The 23,266-nt window shown below is 58.3% G+C and carries 24 protein-coding genes; 14 read left to right on the forward strand and 10 right to left on the reverse strand.

Annotated elements, in window-relative coordinates:
- Nucleotides 1–49 precede the first annotated feature (49 nt).
- Complete coding sequence (locus G7076_RS04940) at nucleotides 50–499, reverse strand: hypothetical protein (protein WP_166200911.1); 450 nt, start codon at nucleotides 497–499, stop codon at nucleotides 50–52.
- Between the two features lie 473 nt (nucleotides 500–972).
- Here G7076_RS04940 and G7076_RS04945 point away from each other — a divergent pair, with 473 nt between their 5' ends.
- On the forward strand, nucleotides 973–1,662 hold the full coding sequence (locus G7076_RS04945) for a hypothetical protein (protein WP_166200913.1): 690 nt from the start codon (nucleotides 973–975) through the stop codon (nucleotides 1,660–1,662).
- A 153-nt stretch (nucleotides 1,663–1,815) separates the two neighbouring features.
- Nucleotides 1,816–2,025, forward strand: coding sequence for a hypothetical protein (locus G7076_RS04950; protein ID WP_166200915.1), 210 nt, complete (start codon nucleotides 1,816–1,818; stop codon nucleotides 2,023–2,025).
- 945 nt (nucleotides 2,026–2,970) lie between these two features.
- Here G7076_RS04950 and G7076_RS04955 read toward each other — a convergent pair.
- From G7076_RS04955 to G7076_RS04980, 7 genes are all read right to left on the reverse strand, one after another.
- Nucleotides 2,971–3,153: a hypothetical protein gene (locus tag G7076_RS04955; protein ID WP_166200917.1), complete on the reverse strand. Its 183-nt coding sequence runs from the start codon at nucleotides 3,151–3,153 to the stop codon at nucleotides 2,971–2,973.
- A gap of 294 nt (nucleotides 3,154–3,447) precedes the next feature.
- Nucleotides 3,448–5,418 carry a toll/interleukin-1 receptor domain-containing protein gene (locus tag G7076_RS04960; RefSeq protein ID WP_166200919.1) on the reverse strand — a complete coding sequence of 657 codons (1,971 nt, stop codon included), beginning with the start codon at nucleotides 5,416–5,418 and terminating at the stop codon, nucleotides 3,448–3,450.
- A 171-nt stretch (nucleotides 5,419–5,589) separates the two neighbouring features.
- The gene (locus G7076_RS04965; protein ID WP_206367574.1) at nucleotides 5,590–5,964 is read right to left on the reverse strand and encodes an SdpI family protein; all 375 of its coding nucleotides are present in this window, start codon (nucleotides 5,962–5,964) and stop codon (nucleotides 5,590–5,592) included.
- Nucleotides 5,961–6,257, reverse strand: coding sequence for an autorepressor SdpR family transcription factor (locus tag G7076_RS04970; RefSeq protein ID WP_166200921.1), 297 nt, complete (start codon nucleotides 6,255–6,257; stop codon nucleotides 5,961–5,963). The genes G7076_RS04965 and G7076_RS04970 overlap by 4 nt, the downstream gene beginning before the upstream one ends.
- A gap of 397 nt (nucleotides 6,258–6,654) precedes the next feature.
- The gene (locus G7076_RS04975) at nucleotides 6,655–7,239 is read right to left on the reverse strand and encodes a YdeI/OmpD-associated family protein (protein ID WP_206367575.1); all 585 of its coding nucleotides are present in this window, start codon (nucleotides 7,237–7,239) and stop codon (nucleotides 6,655–6,657) included.
- A 144-nt stretch (nucleotides 7,240–7,383) separates the two neighbouring features.
- On the reverse strand, nucleotides 7,384–7,509 hold the full coding sequence (locus G7076_RS12670; RefSeq protein WP_277343927.1) for a hypothetical protein: 126 nt from the start codon (nucleotides 7,507–7,509) through the stop codon (nucleotides 7,384–7,386).
- Nucleotides 7,510–8,442: 933 nt separating this feature from the next.
- Nucleotides 8,443–9,042 (reverse strand): hypothetical protein, encoded by a 600-nt coding sequence (locus G7076_RS04980; RefSeq protein WP_166200923.1) that lies wholly within the window; start codon nucleotides 9,040–9,042, stop codon nucleotides 8,443–8,445.
- A gap of 533 nt (nucleotides 9,043–9,575) precedes the next feature.
- Between G7076_RS04980 and G7076_RS04985 the strand changes: the two genes are divergently transcribed.
- The 4 genes from G7076_RS04985 to G7076_RS05000 all read left to right on the forward strand — a co-directional run bounded on the left by G7076_RS04985 (nucleotide 9,576) and on the right by G7076_RS05000 (nucleotide 12,147).
- The gene (locus G7076_RS04985) at nucleotides 9,576–9,815 is read left to right on the forward strand and encodes a hypothetical protein (protein ID WP_166200925.1); all 240 of its coding nucleotides are present in this window, start codon (nucleotides 9,576–9,578) and stop codon (nucleotides 9,813–9,815) included.
- Between the two features lie 22 nt (nucleotides 9,816–9,837).
- A complete protein-coding gene (locus G7076_RS04990; RefSeq protein ID WP_166200927.1) occupies nucleotides 9,838–10,068 on the forward strand; it encodes a hypothetical protein in 231 nt (76 codons plus the stop codon).
- A 459-nt stretch (nucleotides 10,069–10,527) separates the two neighbouring features.
- Nucleotides 10,528–10,857: a hypothetical protein gene (locus tag G7076_RS04995; RefSeq protein ID WP_166200929.1), complete on the forward strand. Its 330-nt coding sequence runs from the start codon at nucleotides 10,528–10,530 to the stop codon at nucleotides 10,855–10,857.
- A gap of 1,032 nt (nucleotides 10,858–11,889) precedes the next feature.
- Nucleotides 11,890–12,147, forward strand: a complete 258-nt coding sequence (locus G7076_RS05000; protein ID WP_166200931.1) for a hypothetical protein — start codon at nucleotides 11,890–11,892, stop codon at nucleotides 12,145–12,147.
- A gap of 282 nt (nucleotides 12,148–12,429) precedes the next feature.
- Here the strand turns inward: G7076_RS05000 and G7076_RS05005 are convergent, their stop codons facing one another.
- Both G7076_RS05005 and G7076_RS05015 read right to left on the reverse strand, forming a co-directional pair.
- Complete coding sequence (locus G7076_RS05005; RefSeq protein WP_166200933.1) at nucleotides 12,430–13,386, reverse strand: LamG domain-containing protein; 957 nt, start codon at nucleotides 13,384–13,386, stop codon at nucleotides 12,430–12,432.
- A 529-nt stretch (nucleotides 13,387–13,915) separates the two neighbouring features.
- Entirely contained in the window at nucleotides 13,916–14,320 is a 405-nt protein-coding gene (locus G7076_RS05015; protein ID WP_166200937.1) for a PD40 domain-containing protein, read from the reverse strand.
- Between the two features lie 368 nt (nucleotides 14,321–14,688).
- On the opposite strand from G7076_RS05015, the gene G7076_RS05020 reads away from it, so the two are divergent.
- The 8 genes from G7076_RS05020 to G7076_RS05055 all read left to right on the forward strand — a co-directional run bounded on the left by G7076_RS05020 (nucleotide 14,689) and on the right by G7076_RS05055 (nucleotide 23,220).
- A complete protein-coding gene (locus G7076_RS05020; protein ID WP_240913879.1) occupies nucleotides 14,689–15,735 on the forward strand; it encodes a PHB depolymerase family esterase in 1,047 nt (348 codons plus the stop codon).
- A gap of 259 nt (nucleotides 15,736–15,994) precedes the next feature.
- Nucleotides 15,995–16,924 carry an HWE histidine kinase domain-containing protein gene (locus G7076_RS05025; protein WP_240913880.1) on the forward strand — a complete coding sequence of 310 codons (930 nt, stop codon included), beginning with the start codon at nucleotides 15,995–15,997 and terminating at the stop codon, nucleotides 16,922–16,924.
- A gap of 135 nt (nucleotides 16,925–17,059) precedes the next feature.
- Entirely contained in the window at nucleotides 17,060–17,725 is a 666-nt protein-coding gene (locus G7076_RS05030) for a glutathione S-transferase family protein (RefSeq protein ID WP_166200941.1), read from the forward strand.
- 140 nt (nucleotides 17,726–17,865) lie between these two features.
- Nucleotides 17,866–18,615, forward strand: a complete 750-nt coding sequence (locus tag G7076_RS05035) for a leucine-rich repeat domain-containing protein (RefSeq protein ID WP_166200943.1) — start codon at nucleotides 17,866–17,868, stop codon at nucleotides 18,613–18,615.
- Between the two features lie 274 nt (nucleotides 18,616–18,889).
- Nucleotides 18,890–20,818, forward strand: coding sequence for a DUF3604 domain-containing protein (locus G7076_RS05040; RefSeq protein WP_206367577.1), 1,929 nt, complete (start codon nucleotides 18,890–18,892; stop codon nucleotides 20,816–20,818).
- Nucleotides 20,818–21,684: a peptidylprolyl isomerase gene (locus G7076_RS05045; protein WP_166200947.1), complete on the forward strand. Its 867-nt coding sequence runs from the start codon at nucleotides 20,818–20,820 to the stop codon at nucleotides 21,682–21,684. Before G7076_RS05040 ends, G7076_RS05045 begins: the two co-directional genes overlap by 1 nt.
- Nucleotides 21,681–22,685, forward strand: a complete 1,005-nt coding sequence (locus G7076_RS05050) for a HupE/UreJ family protein (RefSeq protein ID WP_166200949.1) — start codon at nucleotides 21,681–21,683, stop codon at nucleotides 22,683–22,685. The genes G7076_RS05045 and G7076_RS05050 overlap by 4 nt, the downstream gene beginning before the upstream one ends.
- Before the next feature lie 100 nt (nucleotides 22,686–22,785).
- Nucleotides 22,786–23,220, forward strand: coding sequence for a nuclear transport factor 2 family protein (locus tag G7076_RS05055; RefSeq protein ID WP_166200951.1), 435 nt, complete (start codon nucleotides 22,786–22,788; stop codon nucleotides 23,218–23,220).
- The last annotated feature ends 46 nt before the right edge of the window (nucleotides 23,221–23,266 follow it).

Raw genomic sequence — 23,266 nt, forward strand, 5'->3', positions numbered from 1 at the left:
CGCATCCAATGATGAAGTCAGCGTCGATGCTGCATGAGGCCGTAAGGGATCATGTATGCTCGGCCTCGTCCGGATGACGGACCAGACCTTCCTTCCGCAGCCGGTCGATCGTGGCGGCCATCGACACAAGCTGGCTTCTCACGGCTTCGAGCACTTCCGCCTGTTCCGATATCCCGTCGGCAATCAGCACACCGCCGTCTTCGTCCCGTACAAGGATGCCCCTTTTTTCAAGTCTTACGACTCGTCGCCGGACCATTTCGCGGTTCAGCCCGGTCGTCTCGGCGATCGAGCTCAGATTGCATCTGCGAAGCAAACGAGAATTGATCGGGGTTGACAGGTCTTCGAAATTCTTCAGGTCACCGGTCCGAACCAAATTCTCTGCTCCGATTGCAGTGATGGCCATCAGGATCATGGTCGATTCCACATCCAGCGGCGCACCAAAAAGGCCGGTCTGGGCTCGGCGCCACTCCTCCATGAGCCGCAGGTTCAGGTTCAACATGTGAATTAGTCCAACCCGGCTCTTCGCTAAAGTTGCGTCCGGATCGACACGGAATGGCATGAGTTTCATCTGGGTGGGTAGCCTCGTCAACTTTCGAGCTCTCGCTTTGGAGAAACGCACCTCACAACCCTAGCGACATCAAAGATGATTTCGACAGTCGACCTGAGCTGTCCTGCAGGCGTCCGAATCATCCCAGAAAATGGTCGCCGCGCATGGCTCTTCAAGATCGGACAAGCCTTCTAACCGGCGCTGATGATGTTCGCGCCGAACTTTAACTTCGGAGGTCGACCTGGGTTCGGCTGGCAGGTCGCATTGCTTCACTCGAATTCTCCGACCGTCCTCCCGATTTGACAGGTCCTGCTAACGTCCGCTTTCCACCAATTCCTGCCGTGTCAGTTTTCGACCCAAAGCTGACACTATCGACATTGTTAGTCAGGCGACTAAGCTTGTCCCTCGGGCTGGAGGGGACCGAGATGTTCCGCCTGATAAGAGTCAAACCGCCGAATGGCTGGAATGCCGTAGGGTGGGAGTTGGTAATAGTTACGGCGGGCGTGCTCATAGCACTGGGCGCGCAGGAACTAGCGCAACGCCAGCACTGGAAGCTGGAAGTACGCGAGACGCGCAATGCATTAGACGCCGAGCTAGCGCGAGACCTGGCGGCATTCGAATACCGTCTAAGCCAAAGGCGATGCGTCGACGACCGGCTTGCGGAGCTCAGCGAATGGGGAGAGAGCCTTGAAGCAGGGTCACCCCTTAAGCTCAAAAGCCCGGTGCCCGGGGTACCGGGCTTCACTGTGCGTACTGCTGTTTGGGAACTGACCGACGGTGAGATCGCAGCCCGAATACCGTTGGAAGCCAGGTTAAACTATGCTTGGCTCTATGACGCTCTGAAGACCTTCGACGAACTTCGAGATGTCGAGGGCGACGCGTGGGAGGCGCTGGCTGCATATGGCGGCAGTAGCCGCCTCGACGAAGCAGACCTCCGGGCGATGAAAACAGCAATAGGTAAGGCGGAAGCCGTCAATGCGATTTTGCAGGGCGTAAAGCTTAGCTTGGACAAGTACTCACGCGAACTCAGCGTTCATCCCGAGTCCAACATTGAACGGCGATCGGACAAGATCATAGCCGAATGGAATCGGGAGCTTTGCCAACCGCTATTATGAGCAAACATCGGTCATTCTCATGTCGCTCGCTCGAACATATAGGCGCAGTGTCCCGTTTCCACACGTATCTGCCGTGTCAGCTTTCGACCCATTGCTGACATTCAGAAGGAGGCTTAGCCTTTCCCCAGAACCTATTAGGGGCAGACCGTAGTAATGGACCGCACCTACCTTTTCCTGATTCTGCCGTTTGGCTTTTTTCTATTCCTTTCGTGGCTCACCAGACGCTTGCCCACTGGCATCGGGCCGCGAGACCTTATCTCCGAGGATGAAGTTGGCGCTGACGAGTTTCGAGCACGGTGGCTCGTGGAAGTGATCGTCGCCACCGTCCTGGTGCTCTTTTTGGTTTGGACCGCGAACAATTGAATCAGCTTTCGACCCATTGCGGACATTGAACGCGGCTCTAAGCTTGTTCCTATGAGGTTTGCTGATGACGCGCCCAAAGCTTGGGTTGGGTGGGCGGTCACGCTTTCACTTGTCGCGGTGCTGGTTGTTGTGTTCCGGACCAGCGACGCAATCAATGTTCCGACCGTCGTGAGGGTGCACACGGCAAAGTCAGCGTCTTCCGTCCAAGCCTGCCTACAATCGGAGGAGGGGCAGCAATTGTTCGGGGAGTTGACGCGATTGCACCACATGTCCGGGCGACGCTTTGGCCCACGAGATCGCCTCTATTCGACTTCGAAAGGTCACCTCTTCCTGTTCACAGAAGGAGAGACCGACGAGACAATTCTAAGGGTTAAGGACCTAGATCAGGTGAACGAACAACAACTGGGCCTTCTTTCAGCTTGCGCTGACGAACTGGCCATGTGGTGACAAGTTTGTGCCCCATCCCGCAGGGTCACCTTTCGACCCATTGCTGACATTAGCCGCAGCGGGCTGCGAGGCGGGGGCGCAAAGACATTAGCTGCCCGGTCGCAATCTCGTATTCGGCATCACGCCGTTTGAGGACCAACATGAACTCCCGGCCCTCGCGCATGTAAGTGTGCGCGAAATACCTTACAGGCAGGGTTGGTGAGACGGACGGTCCCCTGACTACAGTTCGGACGTAAAGGGTCGCGGAAATCCAACCGTGCCCCATTAGATCGCTTTGATCATCCACCGGCTGATAAGCCCCATTCTCGACGGTGCCGACCACCACGCTATCCGCGCACCCAAATGCTAAGGTTCGATCTTCGACGCTGGCCTGCGGGGCAGTTGCACAGCCCGTGGCGAGGAGTGCGAGAGCAATGGGTAAGCAGGAGAGGCGCATGGCTGAAGCCCTTTCCACCCATTTCTGCCGTGTCGGCTTTCGACCCAAAGCTGCCATTAGGCTTATTGCCTTGATCGCTCGTGATACACGTCGAGTACCTCCACGAGATTGCCCGAAGCATCGCGATCGAACTGACTGAACATCGGTAGCGTCTTAGTTTGGCCATCGGCAAAGCGACCAGTGACCTGGATCGTGCACTGTGACGTAATATAGAGATAGCTGCACTGCACGTCGCCAACGTTCACCAGGGTGGGCCGCTCGCCTTTCCGTTCGGCAAATCTCGCGAAGACTTCATGCCAGCGCCAATCCTGGCTCCAATGTGCCTCAACATAGCTCCTGACCTCGTGTGCACTGGGTAAAGGTGGTTTGTCCTCAATGGTCAAAGGCGATGCGCAGGCGACTCCGAAAAGCGGCACAGCGATAACGAGCATACGCGACTTCATGGTGTGAAGCTGCCATGCATAGGGTCAGCGTTCCACTCATTCCTGACGTGTCTGCTTTCGACCCAAAGCAGACATTAGGTTCAGCAATCGTCGGCTTTACAGCATCTCGCAGAAGCGAGGAGCGTTGGGTTCTTGGCAAACGTCCGGCTTTGTGCGCGTCGTCTCCCAATATTTCAAAAGGCCGAGCCGTTGCGCGAGCGGTGGGAAGCGCGGATCACGCAACGTTTCGCGCATACTCCGATACCAGAAGATCGAAGGGCTGCCTTCCCGCTCGATCACGATCCGGCTAGCAAGCTGGAACGCGTCACGGCTCGCGCCTAGGCCCGCTAGGAGTCGCGCTACTGCGTTGCCCTGCTGCTCCTTGGGAAGCGCAAGGAGTGCTTTGATAGCCTGGCCTTTTGCGACGGTATCCTTGCGTGAGGCCAGTGCTCGATATCCCTCCAGTAAGGCGGCGCGAAGCTCTGCGGTCATTGGCAGCCCCGGATCGTCCAAGGCCTCGATGTCAGCAGTGTCGGTTGCCTCGGTGAACGCGATCCACTCCGCCATGCCGGGATCCGGTGCAAGGTCGATGGCCGCATCGAAATGGGCTTTCGCATCCTCCGGCATCTCAGCGAGGACGAGCGCCCTTGCCAAACTGAGAGCCGTGTAGACGTAGAGAGCAAGCATGTCGTTGGCCTGACGCAATTGTTCGACCGCTTCGGCGGTTCGGCCAACGCTCAGTAGCATCTCGCCATATTGATGGTGCTCACAGCCGCAATCGAGCGACCTGACCGCGATTGCGCGCTTCAACAACTTCTCCCTCTCGATCCAATCCAGGCGGTCGATCAGCAAGGACTTGATCCACATTGCCTCGCTGTTCTTGCCATCGATTTCGATCGCACGGTCAGCGGCCTGACGCCCTGCCTTTCTTGCCTCCTCAGCGAGCCGATTATTCTCCGCCGCGATTGCAACCTTCCAATATCCGCCGGCGACGGCCGCCCAGCCCCAAGAGAAATCAGGAATCGCGGCCACAACCCGTTGGGCCGGGACCAAGGCTTTGCGCCCATCCTGTATCGAAGGGTCCCAATGGCCCTGGCAGAACTGCAGGTAATCCTGCAGGGCCGCATCAGGCAGAGTCTTGGGATAGGTCGAGGCACCGAATAGCCCGCATCGGATTACATTTCCGGCATCCACGGCGATTCGTCGCGGCACCTTTGAGCCCTGATCGGCCGGATAGTCCCGACTATCCGACCATATGGTGGCGCCGGAACGCTCGTTCGTCAGGCGTGTGATGACCCGAATAACGTCGCCATTTCGCTGAAGCGTTCCGCCCAGCGCATAGGCCGGTGCCTTGCCTTGCGCCGGCGCCGAGGCAGTCGAAACGCCCACGACACCGTCATCATTGAACGCAGCAATAATCTCGTTGGCGATCGCCTCGCTAGTTGTCCCGGGCAGATCCTTTGAGAGCAGCTGAAACTCTGCAAGCCGGATCTCCATCGGGTGATCTGGGGATGGCGAGGGGCGCAGTTCAAACCATGCGCCTCCGGCGATGAGAATTGCAAAGACAACGGCTCCCGCGAGGAGCCGTCGGCGACTGGGTGACGGAACAACGGGACGGGACGTACGCTCAATCGCGGGTGTCCTCGCTCCCGCAGGAGAGATTTCCCCGATGCTGCCAATCAGCAGGTCGATCGACCTGTCCCAACCCTTGAATGCGTCGATCCACTGCCTGGTCGCCAACTCGTAAGCAAAGGCATCGCTCGGTTCGACGTCCTCGATCCGAAGCGTCATCACCGGCACCTGGAGCCGGCTGGCGAGCGATAGCTCCTTTTTAATCTCGTCGCTCTTATTCGCGGCGCCCGAAAAAACCAGCACCATTGCCCGGGCATTACGAAGCGCGTCGACAATCGCTTCTTGATAATTCTGTCCCGGGGCGACGTCACGCGATGCAATCCAGCACTTCGCGCCATGCCGCTCGATCGCCTTGCACACCGAGAGCGCCTTCTTGCGGTCGGCGGTAGCGTAACTGATGAATACCGGGAGGACGACCTGGCGGTCCTGGTCGCTGGCTGCATCTGGTAGGTTCACGGCCTGCCCCCGGGTAAAGAGCGAGAAAGTACGAAAAATTCAGTGCGACGAGAAGCCTATTCGGGGGAATGCATTTGTGTTTCCGTCGCTACCGCTTTCGACCCAAAGCGGACATCTAACCCGCGCCTCGCGGGCTCACTCAAGTCGGGCAAACTGGGCACAGCCGGAGGCTCAGGCGGCCTTCGCTTTGCTCCGTAAGGAGAAGCAGTAACCGGCAGTCACCATAATCCCGGCAAAGATCGCGCCGCAGCCGACCCAGAGCGCGACGTCAAATGGGGCCAGCGCCCACAGCCCGGCGTAGAGCAAGCCACTCAGGGCCATCGACCAGCCTCCAACTCGATTAGCTCGGCGGGCGGAAGCGCTGGGAGTAAAGGTCTTGGGCATCCGGTTGCCGTACCAGGCCACCATCAGGCCGGTGACCGCCAGCACGATCCGGGTGGCGGTGTCACCATCGATCAGCTCAGCCTCGCGAGAGGCGGTTGCGCCCAGAGCCACTGCGATGATCCCGCCGGCCCACATCAGGCTTCCGGTCAGTTCCTTCGTCATTGCATACTCCCCTTCTTGGGTTCGGGCGCATCGACGCCCGTCCCGAATGACTGAACGAAGCTCAGCAGTGCATCTTCGAGCACCGACAGCTTCAAATGATAGATGATCGACTTGCCGGCTTTTTCAGCATGGATGAGGTCCGCATCCTTCAGCACCGCGAAGTGAGCCGACATCGTCGGCTTCGAAAAATCGAAGTGATCGCTCAGCTCGCCCGCAGTTAGCGGTCCCTGCCGCAGCAATTGCAACACTCGCCGGCGGGTGGGGTCGGACAAGGCTTTGAAGACTTGGCTCATGTTTAGATATTTAGCTAAATGACTAATTGAGTCAAGCGCCCAAATTTTAGGACTCGCTAAACTCGCGCCCTATCAACTGGGCCGCTCGAACTTAGGTCTGCATTCGACCCATTGCAGACATTAGGACCGTCGCTACCCTAGACCCGATGACGACCCGCCAGCTTGAGGTCATACGTTGGGCTTCTGCCGTCGCATGCTTCGCTGCTTGGGGCGCCCTCGTATACTTTCAACCGAAAGATGGTTTTGGCGTCCTGCTCTTTTTCGGTGGCTTCATTCTGGGACTACCCGGCGCGATGCTGTCGCTGCACCTGCATCCACCTAAGTGGTTTAAGTATCTGGAACGTCCAGAGCGTTAATGTCACCTTCCGACCCAAAGCAGTCATTCGCCGTCCGCGACCTAGCCGTGAATGGTCTCGCCGCGCTCTAACATGGCGATGTAGTCGGCAATTTTCCTAGCGCGCGTCTCGGGGCGTTTCACGGAGCCGATGCGGTAGAGGATTGCATATCGGTTCGCGCCCTTCAGCGTTGCAAAGAACTTCGCTGCCTCAGGGTTGGCGTCGAGTGCATCCTGAAGATCAGGGGGGACTTTTGCGGAACTTGCGGGCGCATACGCGGCATCCCACCTGCCATCGGTCTTGGCAGCGTCGATTTGCGCGACACCAGACCTTCGCATCCGGCCTTCGGCGAGCAGCTCCATTGCTCGCTTCTTATTCACCTGAGACCATTTGCTGCGAGCTTTTCGCGGAGTGAAACGCACGAGCCAATATTGGCCGTTGTATTTGTCGAGTTGTCCGTCGATCCACCCGTAACAAAGCGCAACATCTACCGCTTCCGCTTTTGTTATCCCAGGCGCGCTCGCCGATTTCTTCGGAAGCATTAGCCATGCCCCGCCAGCGTCCGCAGGTTGATCGTCCAGCCACTCTTCAAAACTTGCGGCCTTGCCAAAGGCCAGAACAGGTAAACCGTCGCGATGCTCAGTCACTCGTAGGGAAATAGCCGATTGGGTTATTCTCGCAACCGCGTGACCGTCCGCCTACGACCGATTGCTGACGCTGGCGCTCACTCGCTACCAAGGCGTCGAGCGGGCCTTGGAGCTACATGTATGAGCGACGGTGTGAAAGGTATGTTAGTCGGGGCGGTCGTCGGCCTCCTTGCCGCTTGGAGCCAGTGGGAAGGCAACTGGGAAACGGCCATCCGCGCTGTCATTGTGATAGCTGCCATCGGGTTCACTGTAGGTTACTTCATCGGCCAACGACGCACGGCTTGAGTGCCGATGGCTAGAGTCAGCTTTCCACCCATTCTTGCCGCGTCAGCTTTCGACCCAAAGCTGACTCCCGGCTTGGCTGGTTCCCTTGCTGGCCAATGGGTAGAAGTAGCGCTAGGCTTCGCCGGCTCGGGCGGAGGTGTCGATGTTGTTGACGCTAGTGGCGTTATTCGCTGCCCAATCTGATTGGGACGATCCTAATCCGACCGGGCGTTGGGCGGCCCCCCACTCGGAAACTCGCAACTGAATTGCTGCCGCCCGATTGGGCTTCGGACGCTGTCTCGCACGTTGTCTCCCGGGGGATCTTCCAGGACGGTCCACCATCGTCGGTTCGTTTCGAGGGCCGTCCTTTCGCCACCGGCGACGGTTTCTGCGCCCGGAAATCCTACTACGTTTCGATCTACGGAGGGCACGGAAGTACGGAAGGCGAACCACAGAAACCCGTCGCTATGAACAAGGTTCGCCTAGGCGGTTGCGAGGGACTCTTTGCTCACATCAATCCGGGCTCCACATTAGAAGAAAGCAAGAAGGTTCTGCGTTGGCTCGAATGGGCTCGCAACCAAGCTCGGGGCGCCGGCCCACTGCCCTTCACGCTAAATTGCAGGGACGAGGTTGGGCACGGTAAGTGCCAAAATGGCGCTCAATCGGCGCTCGCGGCTCTCCCAATCGAGAAGGCGTCTATCATCACGCATTGGACTGTCTCGGTCGTCGAGACGTCACCAGGGCAACTCTACTGGAACGTCGAGGCAAACGACACGCCAGGCCATGCGTCCGTCGACCTAACCTGAAAAATTCCCGCGCCGTTCTGAACGTCAGCCTTCGACCCATAATTGACATTAGCTTCTACTCGTAAAGCCGACGTGGAGGCATTTAGCCGACTAGAAGTTGTGCGGCGTGGCGCGGGATGGAATTATGTGTGTATTAGATGCCCCAGTTAGTCGGCTTCGCTCCTAGGCTCGACCTTAAATGATTAATGAAAGCGATCGCTGTATCGTGCGCCCACTTGCTGGCGCCAGCAGACATACAACCGAGCGGGAATGCATCGGATGGCTTCGCTACGAAAGGACTGAGAGGCACTTTCCATTGGATGAGCTTCTTGGTGAGATCCGCATAGAGAACCAAATCGTCGCTCCATTCCGCCTTGGGGTGTGCCAAGGCGTTCCGTAGCTCTCGGAGAAGATTCAGTTCCTGACTTAGCTTTGCACCCTTATCCAGTTTGGGCTTGCCCAAATGCTGCAGCACCGCATCGCAACGATCAAACAGTGGCTTTTTAACAACCGGCGTCGTGACGGCGTCGGGAATGTCCAGGTCGTCGATGACTTCATCCAAGGCCGACTCTACCGCTGAGAAGCTCATGAGAAAGCAGGCCGATGCATACCAGTTCGCCAAGTCGAAATGGGAGCCGAAACCCGCGTCCTTGTGCTGCGTCTCATGCTTTTCCAGAATTGTCACGAAGTGGCGCGCACCAGCTAGATGCGTGAATGAGAAGTTCCGGCGAACTGTGATCTGCGCTTGTGTCATTGTTGGCACGCCTGTTGTCACCGACTGAGAGACCGAGTTGCACATGCCTAAAGACTACCTTGGGTGGCCGCTCAATCGCCACGCCTCCGGAAAAGGTGCCTCCGGTCTTCTTAACTTATCAGGGTCACGAGACGAGTCTAACAACCTGCCGGAAACGTCCGAAGTATGGTGCAGGGATGCCCTTCCTTAAGGTTTGACAATTGGGTGAGGGTGATCTTCGCTCGCCAATAGAAATACAGCGCTAGGAAGCTCGGATGAAAAGGTGTCCCGACTGTGCGGAACTTGTCCAAGACCAAGCCCGGATCTGCCGGCATTGCCGTCATCAATTCTCGAATGTGCCGCGAACAGCCAAAGAAGCGCGGAATAGGCAGATCGGGATCTACCTCCTTGGCGGCATCCTAGCAGTGGGCATAATTGGGAACATTCTTCAGCCCGATCCTCCTCAGAAGAAGTCCGCGACTGGCGCTCCTTCGTCTGGGAGGGCAGTGACCAAATCCACCTCGAAGGGACCAGACTCCTTCCAGGTCCGATTCATGGCCGAGGAGAAGCTGAAGGAAGCGCTGAAGGATCCAGAATCTGCCGATCTTCGGAATGTGAGAGTTCCTGGTGGGGCATCCTATGCCTGCGGAGAGGTAAATAGCCGGAACGGATTTGGCGGAATGACTGGATACAAACGTTTCATAGCCGGAGCGGGGAGCGGAATGCCGACTGCTATTGAAGGCGAGAATATCGAAGTGAGCGAATTTCAATATGCGTGGCTAAGGCTATGCTGACGAACATTGGGGGCGTGGTAAGATGCTTCAGCTCATCGGCTGGCTCGGATGCTTATATCTATTCGTAAAGGGCCTCGAAATCGCATCCGCGAAATCGGGCGATTTATCCCAAGAGTTGCGCAGCGCAGCGGTTTGGTTATCGCTTTTGGGGTCCGTCGCTTTTGCCGTGCTGTTTTTCCTTCAATTCTCGGGATCTCGCCCACTTGAAGTCGATGACGTGATGCAGGTCGAGAATGTGATGCTGTCCGAGTAAAAGGCGCCCATCGTAGCAAGCGCCCGCTGGGAGTCCTCCTACCCTCGGGGATGAAGTGTAATATGTGTGGAGGGGTTTCCCTAACACGATGTATCGGCAGATTTCTGGGGTTCTTGGAACGCGAGCATACAGCTTTCCCTGACGCTGCTGGCCGCTTCTGCTCGGGTTTCCATGACGCTGTCTGCCATTAGCGCTCGGGTTTCCCTAACCGCGATTTTTTTCTGCTGTTGCTTCAAGTAGCGATCGGGTCGGTGCTCGCGAAAGTGCGTTCAATGTCGGTTGCCGCTTCTTTGCCTTCAGGGACCGGCACACCCGAACACTTCAATACCACTCGATGCATTTTGGCCCCCTTAGAAGCCGTGAATGCTGCCATCGCTAGAGTCAGCTTTCCACCCGTTCCTGTTGGGTCAGCTTTCGACCCATTGCAGACATTGGGCCGCCCCGACTAGCGTGCCAGCGATGGACGATGTTGAACTGGCTCGCGCTCGGATTACCGAAACTCTTCACCGCATGCTCGCCGGAGAGCTTTCCTTCATCGAGGGAAGCCGCATCGTGAATGGATGGAGTCACAACGTGGGCTTTGATCGCTTATCCGAACCGTTCGTCACTTTCGTCGCAATCGACAGCGAAACCGACGACGTTCCAACCGGTAGGGCGCGAGAACAGTGGTCTGAGAAAGCCGTGTCCAGAAAGAACGACGATTGGGATCGCTCCGAGGCGTGGGCTAGAGAGTGCGGCGAACAGGCCTGTCGCGATGCCTTGGCGCTGCTAGGTCAGCCGGACTCCTAGAGTCAGCCTTCGACCCATCGCCGATTATTGTTGTCACTCCGCAGTCGACCTGGATTTGTCCCTTTGAATCAGGAGCCAAGCCATTGCGCCCGTGATAGCACCAAGAAGAAGCCATAAGCCTAACACCACGCTCGTTCGGACGAGGGTATTTTCAGGTCTGCTGCTTGCCCAGACCAAATACGGCACGGCCACGATGGCCACCATGAGGACACCACCTCCGGTGAAGGAGACGATGGACTTGCGGCCCATACGGCGCAGCAAAGCGTAGATCGCCAAACCAAGTAACAGTTGAAGCACGTAGAACTGGAGCAAGTAGAAGACCGCGACAGATACGGGACGCGGATGCCCTCCCGTGGCCCAAGAGACGATCCCGCCAAGCGCAGCGGCTGGTATGGGTGCGAGCACAAATGCTTTGGTGCGATTCATAGGACAGTGGTGGCAAGATTAGGGTCGACTTTCCACCCATTCTTGCCGCGTCAGCTTTCGACCCAAACCAGACATTGGCATTGGCGGATTTACGCGACCTTCAGAAAGGCCATGCAAGGCATCTGTGATGAACACTCTTGCAGAGCTAGTCGAGAAGCTGAAGCGCCACCGTGAACTGGTCTGGAATGAACTTCCGGGAGGCGTCAGGATCGAGCCACCCAACCCCGGGGCTTTGCAGTCGAAGTTCACGCTAATGATAGCGAGTGGACGGTTTTTCTCGGAAATGCTGGATTCCACGAAGCCTTCGAAACTGGCGACGAGGCACTGCAATTCGTTGCTTGGTGCTACTCGGAAGAGGCCCGTTTGCGCGAAGTTTGGCGAGGTGGAAGCCCATCATGGTCCGCTCTTGAAGCTCGCGAAGGCGATGCGTGGCGTCGTGAGTCCGAAACGAGACTTATCTTCGTGCCGTTTTGGCGAAAGCGCCGCGAAGTGATTTTGGAGAATCCGAACCTCTTGAAACCAATCTAATGTCGGCTTTCGACCCATTGCAGACACTAGCGGCTCGCCTAGACTAGCGGAATGATACAAACGGCAACGATTGTTTTGATGCGTGGAATGTTACTGCTCGTAACAGTCGCTGCGCTTGGACTTGCTCTGACGTTTTTCCCCGAGGCCGCGTTCCTGCTTTCACGCGGTCAGGAGATTGGTCATGGCTTTTTCCTGCTAGTTTGTTGCAGCTTTTTCATCATCGCCGCCTGGGCGCTTTTCCAGCCTGCCAATCATCCGCGTGACCTCATCAAGCCTATGATAGTCGCGCTCGCCGGTCCGGCCATTTACACGGTGATGGTGATCACTGGGCTGTGATTTAGCGCCTTCGGCTAATGTCCGGTTTCCACCCAAAACTGACTCTAGGAGTTATTCCTCGCGTCCTAGCGAGGCGGTTGCCCGCAAATCCTCACTGATTGGGTGGGCAGAGTTTGCTCGGGTCTATGCCCAGAGATGCACGCCTTCCTTAGAATCCATCGTGGGCTGCTCGCGCACGTTGCTCATACATCGTCTAGCGGGGAGGCGGCAAGAATGGTCACTAGGAAACCATCGGGATCCAGCGGCTAATCATTCTGCCGGCCATATTTGCAGTGACACGGCCTAGTTGGCGCCCGCCAAGTTCCCAACCGGCGCATTTTCCTTTGACCACGATCGCTGGCTGCCACGGTGGAGCTTCCAACGGTAATTCGGGTCCAGTCTGTCGCGTACGATCATGCCTCTCCGCTCGTTAAAGGCGAAGTGGGCGAGCAGCTGCGGTTTTGGATTGATGGAGTTGCCGCTTGCCCAGGATTTGATTTCGTCAGGGGAGGGGGCACTGCCCCAAAAACGGACTTCGTCCACCAATCCCTTGTAGTCTTCGTACTGGGTGAACGCATAGTTCCAGGCGGTCATTACCTCGGCGCCTAGGCTCCATCCGCCAAGCTGTGTTGGGTCCGCAGGGTGTGCAAGCTTGTCCCAGAAGCGGCGCATGTCCGTCCTGCGGGGGACCTCAGTCGCAGCGACACGCTTGCCGTCGACCCAGAGCTCTAGTGTCGCACCCGTGGGCTCGCGCCAGCGTCGCAGAGCCACTACGTGATGCCACGAACCGTCCAGCAGGCTTGGAGTGGTAGTCGCGGGCCAGGCTTGAACGGCATAGACCATTCCCTTCGGCATGTCCTCGCCAGAGTCCGCGAACATGAAGCGCAGGCGCCCGCCACCATAAAATTGAAGTGAGAAGGTACCCTCTCGGTTGTTGCCGGGGCCGAAGCCCTCCGGGCGCGTATGCCCATCGAGAAGCCAGTTGCCCGACAACCACCAGCCATCGCTGGAGTAGGGCTCCGGATCGGCCTCCGACCAATTGGTTAGCTGATTGTACCCGGACCGCCATACCGGACCAACGGGAAAGCTGTTGTCGGGCTTGATCCACAACTCGAGGGCAAACTCGCCGCGGCCGAAGGAGGCAGGAAGTAGGGGTATGTCAACGAAGTCATACGACGCGGGCGCATTCGCGACGAACCGGAGCGACCCAGCCATCGCTGCACTCGACGCGAAAAGAAACGTGCTCGCCGAAAGCAACATGACACTTCGTAGAGCTGTCCCTCGTGATACCATCTACTCTGACCTCCTCGTCTCCTCGAAAACGCGACGCAACCTTTGCTACACAGACTGGTATTGGCATGCAGCCATCAGCGCTGCGGCAGAGCTTTCTCGTATATATCCGCGAGGCCCCTGGTCTGGCCCGGGCGCTCACGAGTGCTCGAGAACCGTATCTTCTTTCCATCCGAACCGAAGCTTGGTGTGAAGTTGAAAGCGCCAATGTTTATCTCAGCCGACAACGGCACGGGTGGCGACCAGCCGCCGTCTTCGATGTAGGTGATGTGGATAATTCCGCGCTCGCCGATGGAGCGCCAGAAGAGCGCAGCCCGTCCGTCATCGCTGATCGTGAAGTCGCTTTCGCTCGCGGCCGTGTTGAAGGGCCGGGCAGTAGCTCGGGTTGCTCGAACCCATTTCCGTTGGCGCGCGCCCGGTAGATATCTAGACCGCCAAGGCCGCTGCGCCTCGCAGACGAGAAGTACAGTGTGCCCTCGTGAAGCTCTGGCCCGAGTTCTTAACCTGAACTGTTGACGTTTGAATCCAGGCGAACCGGCGTGGACCATTTGCCCTTGATCAGTTGCGATCGCCAGATGTCATAATCCTTGCGCTCTTCTGCACGGCCCGGCGCAGGGCGGTCCGAGATAAAGAAGAGCGTTTTCCCATCGGGCGTGAGCCACGGATCCGAGTCCGAATATCGCGGGTCGGAGAAGCTGATAGGGCGCGGCAGGCTCCAGCGTTTGCCGTGACGCTCGGCAATGTAGATCTTGGCGTTCCGAAACTCTGCTTCGGAGCGTCCGAACACCAACCGTTGTTCGTCTTTGTCGTCGCTGAGGTTGTAGTCATTCAGCTCCGAGGAAACTTCTCTCATGAATCCATCGATGGGGTCGGCGGTGAGCAGCAAAAGGGCGAGGAGGCTCATCTCTTGATCGATCTATTGAGGAAGGTGCGAGGTCGATTATCGCTTGAGCGACTTGATGCACTCATCCGCCGATAAACGGGCAATATTGTTCGACTAGGGCAGGCCAGCAGCAATTAGGCGCAGGCAGGACAGTCCTGGACAAACGTCGACCGCTCCCAGTTTGGAGCTCCAGGAAGTCGATCGGCTAAGGCCCTATTTTCCGTTTTCCACGCCCTCGCCACGGGCAGACCTGAAGCACTTTTCGCAGTCTGTGGCTTGCGTCAGCTCATTCGCATCCCCATTATTGTGCAGTGCAGCAAAAAGCTGTCGGCCAACCGCCGATGCGCCGCCGCGCCAGGAGTAACAGTATGCGCGGCCTAGGAAACATCGTGGCACGTCTCACCTCAGTCCGCCGGACAATGGAAGCGGCAAACGCGAATGACGATGGGCGTCTCGCTGTTCTAACTGATTTCGGGGTCAATCCGGGCAATCTCGATGCACTTTTCTATGCCCCCGCAGAATCACCACGAGCATTGGTCGTCGTGCTTCACGGCTGCACTCAGAGTGCGTCCGTCTATGACAAGGGCAGCGGATGGTCGAAGCTAGCGGAGAAAGAGGGATTTGCCGTGCTTTTCCCTCAGCAGCGTCGAAGCAATAATCCCAACCTCTGCTTCAACTGGTATCAGCCTGGTGATGCCCGCCGTGGTCGTGGCGAGGCTGCTTCGATCAGCCAGATGATCGAATACTTGGCGGCCAAATACGGTCTCGATCGATCAGGCGTTTTCATTACTGGCTTGTCGGCTGGCGGGGCAATGACGTCGGTCATGCTGGCGTCGTATCCAGAGCTGTTCGCCGGAGGGGCAATCATAGCGGGATTGCCCTTTGCCAGCGCCAATAGCTTGCCGGAAGCACTTGAACGGATGCGGGGGCACGGCTTTCCGTCCGGGCCTGAGCTTTGTCGCCGGGCCAAGGCAGCCGCTGACACGAGAGTTGAGCCACCTACGCTCTCAGTGTGGCATGGCACGAACGACAATATCGTCGACCCGATCAACGCGACGGCGATCGTGAAGCAGTGGCGCGATCTTCATGGCTGCGGAGAAATCACTGGCCGGGTTGAAACGGTGGCCGGCCATCGGCGAGAGACCTGGTCGGACTCGAACGGCCGGACGATCATCGAAAGGTACGATGTTCGCGGAATGGGACACGGAACACCCCTCGACACCCGCGGTCATGACGCGTGCGGAACGACTGGCCCTCACATGCTTCAGGCGAACATCTGCTCGACGAGGAAGATTGCCAGCTCCTGGGGCCTGGTGGGAGAGCTTGTATGGGGTAGCGCGCCGGCGCGCAGGCACCTCGACCCCACGCAGGAACCACGAACCTCTTCGTCAAATTCCGCGCCTCATGGAAACTTTGGGGCGTTGGAGCTATCATAGAAGATGCGCTCCGTGCCGCTGGACTGATGCGCTAGAGACGTATTTCAAAAAACGTGTCGGTCAGAGTTCAAGACCGCTTTTCGACACACAAAGCAGACATCGCTCTCCGCCTACGATGTCTCGCCTTATGCTCTGCGACTTGCTCCCCTTCCCAAAGCGGCCCATGCGTATCTGCCGGCTTTAGGACAGCGACTTGCCCAAGACAAAGAGAATGCAGTGGCAATCGGGTCACCTTCGGCTGGCTGTTGAGGCGGCGTGTGTGGCGCTCTGGTCCTGGAACGTGGACGATAACAAGTTCACCATGGACGAACTGGCATTCGATCTTTGGGGGTTGCCCTGGTCGCAGACCGTCGAGTTCGAAGAACTATCTGCCCATATTCATCCCGCCGATCGAGACCGGGTGCGGGCCGCGTTCATAGCCACCAGTTCCGTCGCCGGACCGTTCGAGATCGACTTTCGGATTATTCTTGGGGACGACATTCGTTGGATCTCTGCCCGGGGGCTCGGGGCAGACCAAGGTATCGTAGACCGCCTCAAGTACGGGATCTTCCTGGACGTTACGGGCCGGAAGCAGGCAGAAGAAGGGCACGAATTGCTTGCGGGCGAAATGAGTCACCGGGTCAAGAACCTTTTGTCAATTGCCACTGGGCTTACCGAATTGACCTCTCGCTCCGCGGCCTCGATTTCTGACATGACCCGAGAACTGACCCAGCGGCTGACGGCGCTGGGCCGCGCTCATGATTTGGTTCGACCGCTGCCAGGCGAGCAGGGCAGGGCGGCTCTTCTCGGCGACCTGCTAAGTGTCCTGCTAGCTCCCTATGAAGATACTGCGGCATTCTCCGGCAGAATACGTGTGGCGGTGCCCCGGATGGGTGTTGGCGAGCGTACAGCGACTACATTGGCAATGGTCATTCACGAGCTTGCAACAAACTCCGTGAAACACGGCGCGCTATCGTCTGAAACTGGCGTTCTCGGAATCTCTAGCGAGACCGATGAAGATGACCTCATTCTTACATGGGCAGAAACCGGTGGGCCCCCCATCACGGGTCAGCCAGACATGCAAGGGTTCGGGAGTAAGCTGATCGCTCGAAGCATTTCGGGCCAGTTCGCGGGGCGCATTGTTTACGATTGGCAGCCGACCGGCCTCGTTGTCGCTCTAAGAATGCGTCGGGCCGCACTCGCGAGTTAGGCAAAGCGGATATACTACTGTCCGTGGGGTCTATGGTGACCTTTTCCGTCCGTGCTCGCCAGGGCTGAGTTGCATTCGAACCGATACAGACGTTCTCGATCGGCCAGGAGGGGTTCGAGTAAAAGGCTAAATGCGATGGGCAAAAAAGTCGTCTTCTACGATTGGCCGTACTCGCCGTTCTGCATGAAGGTGCGCGCCATACTCGAATACAAACGGATTGAGTTCGACTCTGTGAATCCGCTGGCGGCAAGCGGAACACTCAACCGGCGGGGTACTGGCAAAGTGCCGGCGGTTGAGATCGATGGCGAGTTCATCACGGACTCCACGGACATCGCATACGCACTCGACCAACGCTATCCCGACCCGCCATTACTGCCGCTTGAGATGCGCGAGCGAGGCGTCGCCCATGCGATTGAGGAATGGGCCGACGAATCCCTCTATTTTATCGGCCTCTATTACCGCTGGTATGAGGCCAAGGGGCGGAAGCCCGTGGCCGCTGTCTTTGGCAAGTCGATTAAGGGGCGTCTGATATATCGTTTCTACTTGCGGCGCATTCTCGCTCAGTTGCGAGGCCAGGGGACGCTACGCAAGTCACCCCAACATGTCGCGCGTGACCTGGAGCGAAACTTGGACGCCGTCGAGGGACTGCTGTCGGCCAGCCCATACGTCCTAGGCGACAGACCGTTCCTTTGTGATTTTGCGCTGATGGCCCAGCTTAAATATCTCGCCCGGACACCGCTCGGGAGTGGCGCAATCTCATCGAGAGAGCGACTGAGGCGCTATATTGAGCAGAAGGGCTAGAGTCAGCTTTCGACCCAAACCGGACATACCGCACTGCGCTGCGGCGTCGCAGCCCAGCACTAACGACAGACTGCGAGCTTGCCATCGGCAATTTTATAGCTCGTAGCTTGTTCTTTACCGGACCGCGTTAGGCGCCCGTTATGAGCAAAATGTTCGATTCCTACTCCTCACTTGCAAGCGCCCTCGGTGCGCAATTCCGAGGTCATGCAGATCGTGACTGGCAGGAATGGAAAGAGTCGCATTACTACGAGACCGCGGCTGAGATACCAGCGGATGCCGCGCGGGCATGGGTTAGCCGTCAGAAGCTGAATTACGGGGGAATTGCGGATAAGAAGGCCTTGGAGCATCTGATCGCGGCCAACGTGGACCAGGCGTTTTTCGAAGAAATTGGTAGGCTTTCCGGGCTTCGCAGGCTGGAACTCGAATGGCCATTCCTGGGAACCGACCTCACGCCGCTCCGTGCGCTGCAGGGTCTTGAGCACCTCAGCCTCGACAGCCCGAGGAAGCTGTCCGATTTCTCTGCTCTTGCGGAACTCCCCAACTTGCGAACATTGATAATTACGAACGCCAAGAAAATGCCTGACATCGAATGGCTGCGTGACGCGCACCACCTTGAAGTCATTGGCATCGAGGGCGCCATCGACAATCCCTATAAGATCGAGAGCCTGACGCCTCTTGCGGGCCTGCGGTCGCTTCGCGCCTTCTTAGGCGTTTCATCGCGACTTGCAGATAGGCGCCTCATGCCGCTCGCCCAATGTCCGAAACTCCAGTACCTTAGCATTGCACGATGCGCTCCTCGTTCGGAGTTCGAGCTACTGCATGAAGCGAGGCCAGATATGGTGTGCAGCTGGTTTGACCCGAAAGCGTGGGGAAAGCCCGTCCTGTCGTAGTCTACCAAATAGTTTCGCTCCCGTCTGACGCCCGCCAGTGGTCTTTGGAGGAGAGATTGGCCGACAGGAGCGGGCCGGCCGCGGTATAGGGATAACGCATTGCTTTCGTCCTACTAGGGCAATCTCCCGATGGTCTGCGGCGTCCTAAAACCGCCCGTCGCGTAAAATGGTTATGTCGCCAAGGCCGCGACTGACGTCGGTGAATGTACCTATAGCCGGATCCTGATCCGCGGGCGTATTCCACAAGCGCTCAGTCAAGTTGCGGGGACCTTCGATGAAACGGATTCTGCTCGGAACAGTCGGTATCGTCACCGCACTTATGTTTGGCTGGCAGCAGCTTGCGCGCGCGCAGGACGCCGGCGAAGTGGACAAAGCGAAGCTGGAGCGGGCCTATGCCCGAGCTTATTCCCCGTATGCGCAGCGCGATTATCCAACACGGCCGTTGTTCGGAGATACCCACCTCCACACCATGGCCTCGTTCGACGCTGGAGCTTTTGGCGCCAGATTGACTCCCAGGGATGCCTACAGGTTCGCGATCGGCGAAGAAGTCGTGTCGTCGACAGGCATTCCCGTTCGGCTGTCGCGTCCGCTCGATTTCCTCGTGGTCGCCGACCACAGCGACAACATGGGCATGTTCGGCGATCTGCTTGCAGGCAAGAGCAACATCCTCTCCAATCCGCAGGGTAAAACCTGGTATGACATGATCAAGGGCGGCAAGGGCGCGGAGGCGGCGATCCAGCTCATCCGGGCTTTCACCACTGGCGCATTGCCGGAAGCCTTGGTCTATTTGCCCGGCAATCCTGGATATTCCGCGGCCTGGCTGGATACGATCGCGGCGGCGGAGGAATATAACTCACCCGGCCGCTTTACCGCCTTCATCGGTTATGAGTGGACGTCGACTCCAAACGGCAACAACCTCCACCGTAACGTCATCTTCCGAGACAATGGCGACAAGGCGCGGCAGGTTGAGCCGTTCGTGACGATGAAGCCGGTGGGCAGCGATAATCCTGTCGACCTGTGGAAATGGATGGAGGGTTACGAGTCCAAGACTGGCGGGCGCGTGCTGGCCATCGCGCACAACGGGAATCTGTCCAACGGCCGCATGTTCCCGCTGATCGACAGCTTCTCCGGAAAGGCAGTCGACAGGACCTATGCCGTCAACCGCGCGAAGTGGGAACGGCTTTACGAAGCGACTCAGACCAAGGGTGACGGGGAGTCGCATCCGTACCTTTCGCCAAACGACGAGTTCGCCGACTTCGAGAAATGGGACAAGGGGAACATGACCCTGTCCGAAGGCAAGACCAAGGCCATGCTGGAGTTCGAATATGTCCGCTCCGCATTGAAGAACGGGCTCATGCTCGAGCGGCTGCTTGGCATCAACCCTTACAAGTTCGGTCTGGTCGGCAGCACTGACGCGCACACCGGCTTGGCAGCGGTGGAAGAAGACAATTTCATGGGCAAGACCGTCGCTGGGGAGCCATCTGCCGAGCGTTTGTCGACCGTGTTCGTCAAGGACAAGAGCGGCCGGATGATCATGGACTGGGAAGTCGGTTCGTCCGGTTACGCGGCGGTCTGGGCCAAGGAGAACACCCGCGCATCAATCTGGGACGCGATGCACCGGCGTGAGACCTATGCGACCACTGGCACACGCATGGTTGTGCGCCTGTTCGGCGGTTGGGATTTCGTGGCGGCGGATGCCAGGAATCGGCTCCCGGCCGAGATTGGCTATAAGAAGGGCGTGCCGATGGGCGGCGACCTGAGCCGCGCCCCGGCCGGCAAGGTGCCGACATTCCTGGTTGCTGCACTCAAGGATCCGATCGGCGCCAACCTCGACCGCTATCAGGTCGTAAAGGGCTGGATCGATGCACAGGGTCGGCTGCACGAGAAAGTCTACGACGTGGCATGGTCCGGCAATCGCAGACCTGGCGCGAATGGCAAGCTGCCGCCGGTCGGCAATACGGTGGACGTGGCAAGTGCGACCTGGACCAACACGATCGGCTCTCCCGAGCTGATTGCGGTCTGGAAGGATCCGGACTTCAATCCGAAGCAGGCCGCATTTTACTACGGCCGAGTGATCGAGATTCCGACGCCGCGCTGGACGGCCTATGACGCCAGGCGGTTCGGAGTAAGGCCGCTTCCGGGAACGCGAATGATAATTACCGAACGTGCCTACACCAGCCCGATCTGGTTTAATCCGGGCTGATGCATGCGCCTGTTCGGGCCGAGCCGCGTAGCTGGCTAGGTAGGCTCGTCCGTGAGCCGCTGGTCCACTTCCTGCTGATCGGCGCAATGCTGTTCGTATTCTACGACGCCGTTCGCGGCGGGGGCGGCGAACGCGAAGTTCGCATCGACGACAATGTCGCTGCCTCGCTCTACGCACAGTTCAGCAAGACCTGGCAGCGCCCGCCCACCGACCGGGAGATGGATGCGCTCGTAGATTCCTATGTCCGTGACGAGATTTTCTACCGCGAGGGCGTAGCACTCGGCCTCGACAAGGACGATCCGACAATTAAGCGCCGCGTCGCACAGAAATATTCCACAATTGCCGAGGAGTCCGAAGCTAGTGGCCCGCCCAGCGACAACCAATTGCAACGGTGGATGCTTGACCACGCGGCGCGTTACGCGCAACCGGCCCTGATAACCTTCGAGCAAATCGCATTCTCCGGAACCAAAGAGGGCGCCTTCGCGCTCGAAGCCGCACGCAAGGCTCTCGCGTCGGGAGCGGAACCGGAGGCGCTTGGAGACGACCGAATGCTGCTTCCGCGCTACGATCTCTACCCGCTCGACCTCATCGAGCGCGATTTCGGGTCCGCATTCGCAAAGTCATTGCCCGAACTGCGTCGCGCCTCCTGGGAGGGGCCCGTCAAGTCTGGCTACGGTATCCATCTCGTGCGCGTTACGGAAATCGTCCCGGGACGCACACCGAGGCTCGCCGACGTCCGTCCAGCAGTTGCCCGCGACTATGAACAGGATCGCCGATCCAGATCGCTCGACGCCGCTTATCGGCAGCTTCGCGACAACTACCGCATCGAATATTCCGGCTCATGGAAGACGGCGCGGTCGAAATGACCCTGCGGTCTCTTCTTTTTGTCTTCCTGGCTCTCCTTCTCACGATTGTCGGCTCGCAGGCCTCCGCCGACTACTTTCGCCCGGCCTATCTGGAGCTCACCGAGCGCGGCGACGGCGTCTACGATGTCCGATGGAAGACGCCAGCGCAGGGCGAAGCAGTTATTATGCCGGTCAAACCGGTATTTCCGCCCGGCTCGCGTATGACGCGCCCATTCGTCTCAGCCTATGCGGACGGAACGGCGGTGATGTCCGGCCAGCTGGCCGTCCCCGGTGGCATCGCCGGCAAAGCAATCCATTTCGACGGCCTTGCCGAAAGCGGCAATCAAGCGCTGGTACGCTATGTACCTTCTCGAGGCGGCGAGGCCCTATTCAAAGTCGCTCCGACAGCTCCCAACGTCACGATCCCGAAGGAACCGAGCTCGATCAGCATCCCGGCGCGCTATACGCAGCTTGGCATCGAACACATCTGGTTTGGCTTCGATCACCTCCTATTCGTCGCCGCTTTGTTCATGCTGGTCGGCAACCGACGAACGCTTTTCTGGACGATCACCGCATTCACTGTCGCCCATTCCATCACCCTGGCGCTCGTAACGCTCGACGTCATCGCTGTACCGGTCCCCCCGGTCGAAGCCTTCATAGCCCTTTCGATCGTCTTCGTGGCCTTCGAAGTCGTGCGGAAGAACCAGGGTTATCCATCTCTCGCCTCACGCAAGCCCTGGGTCGTCGCCTTTTCTTTTGGGCTGCTTCACGGTCTCGGCTTCGCCAGCGCGCTCGCCGAAATCGGGCTTCCACATGACAATGTCCCGCTCGCCTTGCTCTTCTTCAATGTCGGCGTGGAGATTGGCCAATTGCTGTTCGTCACCGCGCTATTGGCCTTTGCTGCGGCGTTCGCCCGCTTTGCCAAGCCGATGCAGCTCCAGCGCTCAGCCATTGCTGGTGCGTACGTGATTGGAGGTTTGGCAAGCTACTGGCTGATCGATCGCGTTACGAGTTTTGTGTAGCCAGCGGCATCGTCACTTAGAGTCAGCTTCCGACCCATAGCGGACCTTCGCATTCGCATGTTACGTGGCGTCCGGGGCTTAAGGTGAAAGGAACTGCACGATGAGTAAGCGGGCGGCGGCTCTGGCAATCTCGGCGCTTCTCTCCGGCTGTACCTCCTCGTCAGTCGCGCGGCAGTTGGACGACCCGCGTGCTGCCGCAGCAGAAGTCAAACGCCTCGAGGAAGGCTGGACAACCGCTTTCAACAACCGGGACATCCGCTTCATGGACGAGGTAATGGCTCCCGAATACGTGCTGTTTAGTGCTGGCGGGCCGCAGGGGGTTAATATCGCTCGCCGCGCGGACTGGATGCGGGTTTGGCTTGGTCAGGACCGGCTCCCTTACGAAGCCAAAATCTTGGATGTGGTTGTCGTAGGCGACACAGCGGTAGCGACCCTCGAGGCACGCTGGCGGCGAGAGTCTTACCTCACCGATACGTGGGTGCGACGACAGGGGCGCTGGCAACTTATCTTTCGCCATTCAGCAGCCCGGCGCTGACAGGAGAGCCTAGAGTCTTCCGGGAGTCTGCTTTCCACTTATCCCG

The sequence above is a fragment of the Sphingomonas sp. HDW15A genome (genome assembly GCF_011301715.1).
In the GTDB taxonomy this organism is placed as follows: Bacteria; Pseudomonadota; Alphaproteobacteria; order Sphingomonadales; family Sphingomonadaceae; genus Sphingomicrobium.

What these genes read in the sequence shown, in the direction of transcription:
- G7076_RS04945 (WP_166200913.1), top strand. Translation starts at nt 973, where the DNA reads ATGTTCCGCCTGATAAGAGTCAAACCGCCGAATGGCTGGAATGCCGTA.
- G7076_RS05005 (WP_166200933.1), bottom strand. Translation starts at nt 13,386, where the DNA reads ATGTTGCTTTCGGCGAGCACGTTTCTTTTCGCGTCGAGTGCAGCGATG.
- G7076_RS05050 (WP_166200949.1), top strand. Translation starts at nt 21,681, where the DNA reads ATGACCCTGCGGTCTCTTCTTTTTGTCTTCCTGGCTCTCCTTCTCACG.
- G7076_RS05000 (WP_166200931.1), top strand. Translation starts at nt 11,890, where the DNA reads ATGCGTGGAATGTTACTGCTCGTAACAGTCGCTGCGCTTGGACTTGCT.
- G7076_RS05045 (WP_166200947.1), top strand. Translation starts at nt 20,818, where the DNA reads ATGCATGCGCCTGTTCGGGCCGAGCCGCGTAGCTGGCTAGGTAGGCTC.
- G7076_RS04980 (WP_166200923.1), bottom strand. Translation starts at nt 9,042, where the DNA reads ATGACACAAGCGCAGATCACAGTTCGCCGGAACTTCTCATTCACGCAT.
- G7076_RS04995 (WP_166200929.1), top strand. Translation starts at nt 10,528, where the DNA reads ATGGACGATGTTGAACTGGCTCGCGCTCGGATTACCGAAACTCTTCAC.
- G7076_RS04950 (WP_166200915.1), top strand. Translation starts at nt 1,816, where the DNA reads ATGGACCGCACCTACCTTTTCCTGATTCTGCCGTTTGGCTTTTTTCTA.
- G7076_RS04970 (WP_166200921.1), bottom strand. Translation starts at nt 6,257, where the DNA reads ATGAGCCAAGTCTTCAAAGCCTTGTCCGACCCCACCCGCCGGCGAGTG.
- G7076_RS04965 (WP_206367574.1), bottom strand. Translation starts at nt 5,964, where the DNA reads ATGACGAAGGAACTGACCGGAAGCCTGATGTGGGCCGGCGGGATCATC.
- G7076_RS05055 (WP_166200951.1), top strand. Translation starts at nt 22,786, where the DNA reads ATGAGTAAGCGGGCGGCGGCTCTGGCAATCTCGGCGCTTCTCTCCGGC.
- G7076_RS04940 (WP_166200911.1), bottom strand. Translation starts at nt 499, where the DNA reads ATGTTGAACCTGAACCTGCGGCTCATGGAGGAGTGGCGCCGAGCCCAG.
- G7076_RS04985 (WP_166200925.1), top strand. Translation starts at nt 9,576, where the DNA reads ATGGCCGAGGAGAAGCTGAAGGAAGCGCTGAAGGATCCAGAATCTGCC.
- G7076_RS05015 (WP_166200937.1), bottom strand. Translation starts at nt 14,320, where the DNA reads ATGAGCCTCCTCGCCCTTTTGCTGCTCACCGCCGACCCCATCGATGGA.
- G7076_RS05040 (WP_206367577.1), top strand. Translation starts at nt 18,890, where the DNA reads ATGAAACGGATTCTGCTCGGAACAGTCGGTATCGTCACCGCACTTATG.
- G7076_RS05030 (WP_166200941.1), top strand. Translation starts at nt 17,060, where the DNA reads ATGGGCAAAAAAGTCGTCTTCTACGATTGGCCGTACTCGCCGTTCTGC.
- G7076_RS04990 (WP_166200927.1), top strand. Translation starts at nt 9,838, where the DNA reads ATGCTTCAGCTCATCGGCTGGCTCGGATGCTTATATCTATTCGTAAAG.
- G7076_RS05035 (WP_166200943.1), top strand. Translation starts at nt 17,866, where the DNA reads ATGAGCAAAATGTTCGATTCCTACTCCTCACTTGCAAGCGCCCTCGGT.